We start from the raw sequence: 9,383 nt of genomic DNA on the forward strand, positions 1-9,383 counted from the left end.
TTCACGGAGGGGGCGTACACGCGAGCCCCCTTCTAAAGGGGGGCTCGCGCGTGATCGCTCGGCGCGTGTACGCCGTGTACGGTCGCGTGATCGTCTGACCTGCGGTTTTGTCGCGAGCGTGATCGGTGTGAACGGTTTTCGGGCCGTGGCTCCGTGAGGGGCGCGTGTACGGTCCCGTGAACGGTCGGCCCGCTCGCGCGGTGAGGTCAGCAGACGGCGGCGATGTGGCGTGCGGACGCGTAATAGCGGGCTTGCTGTCCGCCGCCGCTGCCGCCCGCGAGTCCGTCCGCCTTGGTGGCCAGTCCCGCCTTGACCAGGCTGTCCAGGGCTCGGCGTGCCTTCTCGACGGCGGCTCGGCCCGGGTTGCTCTCGCCGGTCTGGGCGGTGGCGAGATCACGGGCGCCGAGGCCGCCGGGGGCGGCGCGCAGGATGGTGATCGGGTCCAGGGCGGGGTCGAGGGTGGTGGTGCCGTGCGCGTGGTCGTGGATCAGCTGCAGCGGGCCGATCTCGCCGGTGGGCGTCTTGAGGTGGTGGAGGGTGACGGCTGGGTCGCCCGCCTCCCCGGAGATGAACAGGACGCTGCCCGCGCCGGAGGTGATCCACGTGGAGCCGTAGACGCGGTCGAGGGAAGGCCGAGTGTCCCTCGCGGTCCCTTCCTGGGACTTGCGCTGGTGGTGCAGCTCCATGACCTCGACGCCGTTGCGGATGGCGCGCTGGCGGGCGTTGTTGAAGGCGACGGCGAGGGCGTCGTCGACGAGGGTGCTCACCGCGTCCTTCAGGCTGTCGATCACGATCGTGTCGGCCTGGTGGGCGGCGGCGAGGTCGGCGAGGAGGTCGGGCTCCCTGTCGAGGCTCGTGGGCAGCGGGCCCTGCCACACGACGAGCCGGTCACGCAGGATCGCCTCGTCGTGCCGGCCGATGCGGCGGGCCATGGCCTTGGCGATCTGCTGCGGGCGGTCCATGGCCAGGTAGAGCACCCGCTTGCTGGGTGCGACCGGCATGTCGAGCACGGTGCCCTGGAGGCCGATGCGGGCGAGGACGACCTGATGGGCCAGGGTGGTCTTGCCGACGCCCGGTGCTCCGACGATCATCAGGCTCTCGCCGGACGCCCACGCGGTCTTCTCCCGCGTGCCCCACAGCGGCTCCTTGTCCGCACCGGTCTCGGTCACGAACCGCCAGCCGTCGACGAGGTAGCGGGACAGGCGCCCGCTACCGGAGGCGAGCGCCCGCTCCCGCTCGGCGCCGAGGTCCGTCTCGATCTCTGAGCGAATCTCGTCGGGGTCGGCTCCCGGTTCCTGGACGCGCTGGACGGTGCGGATGCCGTGTTCGCGCAGTCGGCGTAGGGCGGCGGTCCGGCGCACGATGTCCGCGTAGTAGGCGGCATGGCTGGCCGAGGGCGGGGCGCCGTAGAGCTGGTGGACGTAGACCACTCCGCCGACCCGGTTGATGTCGCCCTGGCACGTGAGGAAGTCGCTCACAGTGATCGGGTCGGTCGGCTTGTCCTCGCCCCGGAGAGCCAGCAGCGCTCGCCAGATCGTCTCGTGCTGCGGCCGGTAGAAGTCGGCCGCATCCAGCATGGTGCGGACTTCGTCGATCACGTCGGGGCCGTGCATGCAGGAGCCGAGGACCGCCTGTTCAGCGACCGCGTCATGCGGTGGCTGAATGGTCATGTCGGTCGGCGACACGGGCCCTGCTGCCTGCCGGGATGGCATCTCCGGCGGCTGGGCCGTACCCTTTGGCAAGGAAACTCCTCACCCGGCAGGCCATATGGGGCGGCAACCCCGGCCAGGCCGGTCTTGGTCGTTCAGGGATGGGCGGTCGTGAGGTTTTCTTCTTCGGCCCCCGGTGTTCGTAGCACCGGGGGTTTCTTCATGTCCGACGCCGTTCAGCGGCGGCCGCGACCACATTACCCCATCTGATGCGCTCCCGAATGAGTTGCATTCGTATCCGAAATGGAGTTAGCTGTTCACCCCGGGCCGCGCTGGTCCGGCGGAGGTATGTCGCAAGGAGGCGCGAGCAATGAGCAGTGAAGAAGGTGCCGCCCGCGCCGGCCCCGAGCGGCCGCTGCCGGAGAACAACGTGGCTGAGCGCATCAAGCTCGAGCGCGAGTTCCGCGGCTGGAGCACGCAGAAGCTGGCCGAGCGCATGGCCGAGGTCGGCCACCCGGTGAACCAGGCCGCGATCTGGCGCATCGAGAGCGGCAAGCCCCGCCGCAGGGTCAACCTCGACGAGGCCCTCGGCTTCTGCAAGGTCTTCGACATCCCGCTCGACGACCTGGCCAGCCCGCCGGGCCACGTCTCCAACGCCGAGGTGCGCAGGCTCGTCGGCGAATACGTCGAGCGGTGGAAGGACTGGCGGGCCGTCCGCAAGCCCCTTGACCGGGCCAAGGCCGACATCGACGACTACATCAAGGCCCACCCTGACCAGGAGGAGATGGTCAAGGGCCTGCTCACCTACGAACTCGCCGGCGCCGCCGGTAACGACTTCACGCGCTACGACTCCGTGCCTGCCCGGCACCGAAGCCTGCTCGGCGACGCCGCTCCTGCCAAGCCCGTCACCGAGTAATCGGTTCACCTGACGCCCTGGTGCTACGAACACCGGACGTCAGACAGCACATCAACGCCCATCCCTGAACGATCAACACGGCATGGCCGGGGTTGCCGCCCCATAGTGGCCTGCCGGGACGAGGACCACCCTTGCCCAAGAACGCCCTGCCCGTTTCCCAGATCGCCCATCTCCTCGGCGTTCCGGAGGAGAACCTCCGCACGCTCATGGAGGAGCGGAACGGCTCCCACGGCGACCCCACCCTCGTCGGGCTCACCGTCGCCGAAGCCGCCCGTCGCGTCGGCATCGGCCGCACCAAGATGTACGAGTACGTCTCCTCCGGCGAGATCGCCTCCGTGAAGATCGGCAGCTTGCGCCGAATACCCGCCGAGGCGGTGAACGAGTTCCTCGCCCGGCGCCTCGGCGCGGCCGACCTCGCCACTGCGGCTTGAGGGCGGCGGACATGGCCAAGTCCCGCCAGCCCAACGGTGCCTCGTCCATCTACCTAGGCAAGGACGGCCGTTGGCACGGCCGCGTCACCGTCGGCATCAAGGACGATGGCACCCCCGACCGTCGTCACATCGGCCGCAAGACCCGAGCCGAGGTCACCAAGGCCGTACGCGAGCTGGAGCGGCAGCGCGATGCCGGCGGTGTCCGCAAGGCCGGTCAGACCTGGACGGTGACGACCTGGCTCACCCACTGGGTCGAGAACATCGCCGCCCTGCACGTCTCCGAGAACACCATCGACGGCTACCGCGTCGCGGTCTACCACCACCTCATCCCCGGCGTCGGCGCCCACCGCCTGGCCAAGCTGGAGCCCGAACACCTGGAGCGCTTCTACAAGAAGATGCAGGACAACGGGAGTTCGGCGGGCACCGCCCACCAGGCCCACCGGACTGTACGAACCGCGCTCAACGAGGCCGTTCGCCGCCGCCACATCACCGTCAACCCCGCCACCATCGCCAAGGCGCCACGCCTCGAAGAGGAAGAGGTCGAGCCCTACTCGGTCGAGGAGGTCCAGCGGATCCTGTTGGAGGCCGAGCGGCACCGCAACACTGCCCGCTGGGTCATCGCGCTCGCCCTCGGCCTCCGCCAGGGCGAGGCCCTCGGCCTCCAGTGGACGGACGTCGATTGGGAGGCCGGGGTGATCCGGGTCAGCCGTGGGCGGCTGCGGCCGAGGTACAAGCACGGATGCGGCGACCGCTGCGGGCGCAAGCCCGGCTACTGCCCGCAGAAGATCAACACCCGGCGGGAGACGAAGGAGACCAAGTCGCGGGCCGGTAAGCGGCCCATCGGCGTCCCGGAGGAGCTGATGAAGCTGCTGCGGCGGCATAAGGAGGAGCAGGACCGTGAGCGACGGCTTGCGCGGGACCTCTGGGTGGAGAAGGGCTACGTCTTCACGTCGCCGACTGGTGAGCCCCTCAACCCCAACACCGACCACCACAAGTGGAAGGAGCTGCTGAAGGCGGCTGGGATCCGTGAGGGTCGCCTCCACGACGCCCGCCACACCGCTGGAACGGTCCTGCTGATCCTCGGCGTCCCGGACGTCGTCGTCGACGCGATCATGGGATGGGAGCCCGGCAAGTCCGCGCGGATGCGGCGCCGGTACCAGCACCTGACGAGCCGGGTCCTCCAGGACACTGCCGACAAGGTGGGCGGTCTGCTGTGGGGAGCCGCGGGCGGCTGAGAACAAGACGCAGGGACTCCCGGCCTTTGAACAGGCCGGGGGCCCCTGCGTCTGGGTCGGTGCCGCCGCAACGTCATCGGGAGTGCCGCGTGCTTTCAGCGTGCGGGACATCGCCGGTTGAATTCGGTGGGCAGCATGACCGTCGCGTACGGCGCCGTCGGAGCAGGTGCCACGCCGCGGTACCTGTGGCAAGTAGCGCGGCTCCGGCGATCACGAGCGGATTGGCGAACGCGGTACCGAGCACGCCGAGGGCGCCGGCGGCGATGAGCGCCGGTCCTGCGCAACACGCGACGGCCAGCACAGCGGCGCCGACCGCGATGAGGGCTGTGTGGATGCCACCGGGCTGGTGGCGGGGCATGGGCATCACGGCCTGCCCTTCAGCAGTCGCATGGCCGTACGGCGGGGGTCTCGCCGAGCAGAGGCCCGAAGACCCGGGTGCCGAGTTGTTCGGCCTGTGCGTGGTGGACCACCTCGCCGGTGACGTCCGGGTGCTGGGCGGCCCATGCCTGGGCGTTGGCGGCGTCGGTGAAGAAGTTCAGGGTGTCGCAGCACACTTCGGCGGCCGGCCCCGGCCCGGAGCGGCGGCCGACGAACACCACCGCGCTCTGCGGCTTCCACTCCATCCGCCCGCCGGTGACGGTCACCGTGACCGGAGTGCCGGTGACCGGGTCGGCGGAGGAGATCACGACGTCCGTGCCCAGCATCGCCGGGATGCCCAGCGCGTCGATGGCGCACATCGACCACACATCGGCCCCGCCGGCGACGCTCACCCGGTGAGCGGTGGGTACGGCGGAGAAGGGGTACGCGGCCCGGATCGCCCCGGTCTCGTCCAGGGTGAGGAAGTCTTCGGCGGCCAGCTCGGCCAGCACGTCGCGCGCCGACCGCCTGAAGGGGGCCGCTACCGGCTCCAGCACCGCCAGGCCGGGCGCGCTGCCGGTGGTGGCGAAGTGTCGAAGGATCGCCTGCTGCACTGCCCGAAGACCTCGTTCGACCGGGGCGAGCCGACCCCGACCGGCCCGTCCGACAGGGTCGAGGACATCTGCGGGCGGGGCTTTGCGGGTGGGCATGGCCGCCGCCTCCATCGCCTGCCGCAGGTCGTCCACGGTGGGTGATCCCTCCACGAAGCCGTCGCGGCTCCGGTACAGGCGGCAGGACACGCTGGGCGGTGCCCCCGGGGCGGCGAACGGGTCCACACCGTCCAGAAGGACCGTCGGCGATCCCGTCATGCCCCACCGCGCGGCCTCGGTCTCGTCCGTCACCTCGACCAGGTCCATGGTGGCACTCCGCCCGCCGAGTGCTGCCGTGATCCGCTCCTGGATCACCGGGGCGTTGGGGCAGTCGGGAACTGTCAGGACCGTGATCCGCATGATGCCGTCCTCCCAGGTCGGTCCTCCTGCCGCTGACGGTAGACCTTCCAGTGCACTGGAAGGTCAAGGGCTAACCTGGGTCGTATGCGTATCGGAGAGCTCGCCTCTGCCGGCGGGCTGAGCACCAAGGCCATCCGCTTCTACGAGCAGGCGGGCCTCCTGGCTCCGCCGCCGCGCACCTCTGGCGGCTACCGCGAGTACCCGCCCCAGGCAGCCACGCGTCTGGCCTTCATCCGCGACGCCCAGAGCGCCGGCCTCACGCTCGCCGAGATCCGGGGCGTTCTCGCCCTGCGCGACAGTGGCGAGGCCCCGTGCGCGCACGTCGGCGATCTGATCGAGCAGCACCTCGCCGACATCGAGCAGCGTCTTGCCGAACTCCGCAAGACCCGCACCGCCCTGCGCGACCTCGCTCGCCGCGCCGCAGACACCGACCCCAGTACCTGCACTGACGCAGACATCTGCAGCATCCTCACCCGGCCTTGAGCAACGGCCGCGGTCGGCTGAGGGAGCGGCAGCGGCGAAAGCCCAGACCCGCGCGGTGGTCCGGGTTTCCGCCGTACTGGTCCTCAGCCGTGGGCGGGAAGCAGCTCGGTGATCAGACTCCGGACCCGCTCCTCGATCGCGTCACGGATGGGGCGTACGGCGTCGACACCCTGGCCTGCGGGGTCGTCGAGTTTCCAGTCGAGGTAGCGCTTGCCGGGGAAGATCGGGCAGGCGTCGCCGCAGCCCATGGTGATGACGACGTCGGATGCCTGAACGGCCTCGGTGGTCAGGACCTTCGGTTGCTGGGTGGAAATGTCGATACCGGCTTCGCGCATTGCTTCCACGACAGCGGGGTTGACCATGTCGGCCGGGGCCGAGCCGGCCGAGCGGACCTCGATGCGTCCCTGACCGAGGTGGGTGAGGAAGGCGGCGGCCATCTGGGAGCGTCCGGCGTTGTGGACGCACACGAACAGGACGGAGGGCTTGTCAGACACGGGCGGTTCCTTCCGGGGACAGGGTGGCTGCCGCGGGGGAGCCGGGGAAGTAGCGGCGTGCGGCCAGGGCCACGTGGACCAGGCCGATCAGGACGGGGACCTCGATGAGGGGACCGACGACTCCAGCGAGGGCCTGGCCGGAGGTGGCGCCGAAGGTGGCGATGGCGACCGCGATGGCGAGTTCGAAGTTGTTGCCCGCGGCGGTGAACGCCAGCGTCGTCGCCCGGGGGTAGTCGAGGCCGACGGCCTTGCCGAGGGCCATGGATCCGGCCCACATCACGGCGAAGTAGACCAGCAGCGGCAGCGTGATCCGACCGACGTCCCACGGCTTGGAGGTGATCGCATCGCCCTGGAGGGCGAAGAGCACGACGATGGTGAACAGCAGTCCGTAGAGGGCGAACGGGCCGATGCGGGGGATCAGCTTCGACTCGTACCAGTCCCGGCCCTTGGCCTTCTCGCCTAGGCGGCGGGTGAGGAATCCGGCGGCGAGCGGGATGCCGAGGAAGATCAGGACGGAGCGGGCGATCTCCCACACGGACACGTCCAGGCCCGTGGTCTCCAGTCCGAGCCAGCCGGGCAGGACGGACAGATAGAACCAGCCCAGGGCGGAGAACGCGATCACCTGGAAGACGCTGTTGAGGGCGACGAGGACGGCGGCGGCCTCGCGGTCGCCGCAGGCAAGGTCGTTCCAGATGATGACCATGGCGATGCAGCGGGCCAGGCCCACGATGATCAGCCCGGTCCGGTACTCCGGCAGATCCGGCAGGAAGAGCCAGGCCAGAGCGAACATCACCGCCGGGCCCAGGACCCAGTTCAGGACCAGCGAGGGCACGAGCAGGCGGCGGTCGCGGGTGACGGTGTCGAGCCGGTCGTAGCGGACCTTGGCCAGCACCGGGTACATCATCACGAGCAGGCCGAGAGCGATCGGCAATGAGACGCCGGTGACGGTCACCTTCGCGAGCGCGTCTCCCAGGCCGGGGACGAGGCGGCCCAGACCGAGGCCGGCGGCCATGGCGGCGAGGATCCACACCGCCAGGAAGCGGTCGAGGAAGGACAGCCGTCCCGCGACCGGCCCCGCGGCGGGAGCCTGGGCGGTCACGAGACCGCCTCGGGCAAGGGCTGCCCGGCGGGGCGGGTGAGGATTCCCGCGAGCTTGTCCGTCATCTCCGGCAGCAGCCGGTAATACACCCACGTCCCACGGCGTTCGGAGTCGATCAGTCCGGCCTGCTTCAGGAGCTTGAGATGGTGGGAGATCGTCGGCTGGGACAGATCGAAAGCCGGGGTGAGGTCGCAGACGCAGACCTCGCCGCCCGCGCGTGACGCGATCATCGACAGCAGCCGCAGCCGCACCGGGTCGCCCAGGGCCTTGAAGACCTTCGCCAGCTCGACCGCCTGGTCCTCCGCGAGCGGGGCCGCCAGCAGGCCGGGGCAGCAGGCGTCGGCGGCAGCGTCCTGGCCCAGTACCTCAAGCTCTTGTTTCGACATGTCTCTATGTTGACGTTCTTCGATCCAAGGCGCAACCTTGCATCCAAGAACATCGATGCAGCCGGTTCACGGGCCCGGCTCGGCGAGAGAGAGGCACGATCATGAGCGAGCAGTCCGCTGACCTGCGGGAGACCGTCCGCCAGCGCTACGCGGCCGCCGCCGTCCAGGTCGCCGAAGGCGGCAGCGCATGTTGCGGGCCACAGGCCATCGAGGTCGACGAGAACTTCGGCTCCACCCTCTACGCCTCCGCCGAGCGGGAGGTGCTGCCCGCGGAAGCCGTTGCCGCCTCGCTCGGCTGCGGCAATCCGACGGCCGTCGCCGACCTCCATGAAGGTGAGCGCGTCCTGGACCTCGGTTCCGGCGGTGGCATCGACGTGCTGCTCTCCGCCCGCCGGGTCGGTCCGACCGGCAAGGCGTACGGGCTGGACATGACCGAGGAGATGCTCGCTCTGGCGCTGGCCAACGCGGCGAAGGCGGGCGCGACGAACGTTGAGTTCCTCAAGGGCGCCATCGAGGCGATCCCGCTGCCCGCGAACGCGATCGACGTCGTCATCTCGAACTGCGTGATCAACCTGTCCACCGACAAGCAGGCCGTCTTCGCCGAGACCTTCCGTGTCCTCGTCCCCGGCGGTCGCATCGGCGTCTCCGATGTCGTCGCCGCCGACGACCTCACCACCGAGCAGCGGGCCGATCGCGGCGACTACGTCGGCTGCATCGCTGGCGCCCTCTCCCTCGCCGAATACCGCCAGGGCCTCGAAGTCGCCGGATTCACGGACATCGAGATCACCCCGACCCACCAGGTCGCCGACGGCATGCACTCCGCCATCGTCCGCGCCACCAAGCCCACCGCCGCCGATCCGGCCCGGCCGGAGACCTGCTGCGGTGTCGCCGCCTGCTGCGCGGACTCCGAAGAAGCCGCCGACCCGGCGGTCACGGCCCACGAGGCGAAGTCGGCTGCCGGCTGCGGCTGCCGGTGACGAGGGCCACACGGCCAGCGGGGGCGGCGTCGTGCGTCAATCCGTCCTCCCGTGACCGGTGAACGGAGCCTCCCGGCCAACTGAGACCAAAACTGAGACCACGGAACGCAGAAGACCCCGGCCGGTTTCCCGGTCGGGGTCTTCAAGTGCCCGGTGAGGCACTGGCGGAGGATACGAGATTCGAACTCGTGAGGGGTTGCCCCCAACACGCTTTCCAAGCGTGCGCCCTAGGCCTCTAGGCGAATCCTCCGGGAGAAACAATACAAGACGCTGAGGGGTGCTCGCGAACAGGTGATCCGCGGAGGGGTGCGGAGAGGGTCCGGGACGGGTCCGAGGTGGGGGAGGG

General features: G+C 70.0%; 10 protein-coding genes and 1 tRNA gene. 5 read left to right on the forward strand and 6 right to left on the reverse strand.

The genetic code is table 11. The features are described from left to right. Positions 1-206 precede the first annotated feature (206 nt). Positions 207-1,742, reverse strand: a complete 1,536-nt coding sequence (locus K6I34_RS24175; RefSeq protein WP_229328442.1) for a DnaB-like helicase N-terminal domain-containing protein — start codon at positions 1,740-1,742, stop codon at positions 207-209. Between the two features lie 277 nt (positions 1,743-2,019). Here K6I34_RS24175 and K6I34_RS24180 point away from each other — a divergent pair, with 277 nt between their 5' ends. From K6I34_RS24180 to K6I34_RS24190, 3 genes are all read left to right on the forward strand, one after another. Then, on the forward strand, positions 2,020-2,565 hold the full coding sequence (locus tag K6I34_RS24180) for a helix-turn-helix transcriptional regulator (protein ID WP_229328443.1): 546 nt from the start codon (positions 2,020-2,022) through the stop codon (positions 2,563-2,565). Positions 2,566-2,696: 131 nt separating this feature from the next. Beyond that, positions 2,697-2,996, forward strand: a complete 300-nt coding sequence (locus K6I34_RS24185; protein ID WP_229328444.1) for a helix-turn-helix domain-containing protein — start codon at positions 2,697-2,699, stop codon at positions 2,994-2,996. Between the two features lie 11 nt (positions 2,997-3,007). Beyond that, complete coding sequence (locus tag K6I34_RS24190; RefSeq protein WP_229328445.1) at positions 3,008-4,231, forward strand: site-specific integrase; 1,224 nt, start codon at positions 3,008-3,010, stop codon at positions 4,229-4,231. A 377-nt stretch (positions 4,232-4,608) separates the two neighbouring features. Here the strand turns inward: K6I34_RS24190 and merB are convergent, their stop codons facing one another. Further along, positions 4,609-5,598 (reverse strand): organomercurial lyase, encoded by a 990-nt coding sequence (gene merB, locus K6I34_RS24195; protein ID WP_229328446.1) that lies wholly within the window; start codon positions 5,596-5,598, stop codon positions 4,609-4,611. Between the two features lie 84 nt (positions 5,599-5,682). On the opposite strand from merB, the gene K6I34_RS24200 reads away from it, so the two are divergent. Then, complete coding sequence (locus K6I34_RS24200) at positions 5,683-6,081, forward strand: heavy metal-responsive transcriptional regulator (RefSeq protein WP_229328447.1); 399 nt, start codon at positions 5,683-5,685, stop codon at positions 6,079-6,081. 83 nt (positions 6,082-6,164) lie between these two features. On the opposite strand, the gene K6I34_RS24205 is transcribed toward K6I34_RS24200, so the two are convergent. The 3 genes from K6I34_RS24205 to K6I34_RS24215 are packed head-to-tail and all read right to left on the reverse strand — an operon-like array spanning position 6,165 to position 8,060. Further along, positions 6,165-6,575 carry an arsenate reductase ArsC gene (locus K6I34_RS24205; RefSeq protein WP_229328448.1) on the reverse strand — a complete coding sequence of 137 codons (411 nt, stop codon included), beginning with the start codon at positions 6,573-6,575 and terminating at the stop codon, positions 6,165-6,167. Beyond that, entirely contained in the window at positions 6,568-7,674 is a 1,107-nt protein-coding gene (gene arsB / locus K6I34_RS24210; protein WP_308294049.1) for an ACR3 family arsenite efflux transporter, read from the reverse strand. Before arsB ends, K6I34_RS24205 begins: the two co-directional genes overlap by 8 nt. Next, a complete protein-coding gene (locus K6I34_RS24215) occupies positions 7,671-8,060 on the reverse strand; it encodes a helix-turn-helix transcriptional regulator (protein WP_229328449.1) in 390 nt (129 codons plus the stop codon). The genes arsB and K6I34_RS24215 overlap by 4 nt, the downstream gene beginning before the upstream one ends. A gap of 101 nt (positions 8,061-8,161) precedes the next feature. Between K6I34_RS24215 and arsM the strand changes: the two genes are divergently transcribed. Further along, complete coding sequence (gene arsM, locus K6I34_RS24220; protein WP_229328450.1) at positions 8,162-9,037, forward strand: arsenite methyltransferase; 876 nt, start codon at positions 8,162-8,164, stop codon at positions 9,035-9,037. Between the two features lie 162 nt (positions 9,038-9,199). Here the strand turns inward: arsM and K6I34_RS24225 are convergent. Then, a tRNA-Ser gene (locus K6I34_RS24225) sits at positions 9,200-9,287 on the reverse strand. Positions 9,288-9,383 lie beyond the last annotated feature (96 nt).

This window comes from Streptomyces sp. UNOC14_S4 (assembly GCF_020740835.1).
Lineage (GTDB): Bacteria > Actinomycetota > Actinomycetes > Streptomycetales > Streptomycetaceae > Streptomyces.

Excerpts from the sequence above, each read along its gene's own strand:
- K6I34_RS24180 (WP_229328443.1), top strand. The coding sequence starts at position 2,020 with ATGAGCAGTGAAGAAGGTGCCGCCCGCGCCGGCCCCGAGCGGCCGCTG.
- K6I34_RS24190 (WP_229328445.1), top strand. The coding sequence starts at position 3,008 with ATGGCCAAGTCCCGCCAGCCCAACGGTGCCTCGTCCATCTACCTAGGC.
- merB (WP_229328446.1), bottom strand. The coding sequence starts at position 5,598 with ATGCGGATCACGGTCCTGACAGTTCCCGACTGCCCCAACGCCCCGGTG.
- K6I34_RS24200 (WP_229328447.1), top strand. The coding sequence starts at position 5,683 with ATGCGTATCGGAGAGCTCGCCTCTGCCGGCGGGCTGAGCACCAAGGCC.
- K6I34_RS24215 (WP_229328449.1), bottom strand. The coding sequence starts at position 8,060 with ATGTCGAAACAAGAGCTTGAGGTACTGGGCCAGGACGCTGCCGCCGAC.
- arsM (WP_229328450.1), top strand. The coding sequence starts at position 8,162 with ATGAGCGAGCAGTCCGCTGACCTGCGGGAGACCGTCCGCCAGCGCTAC.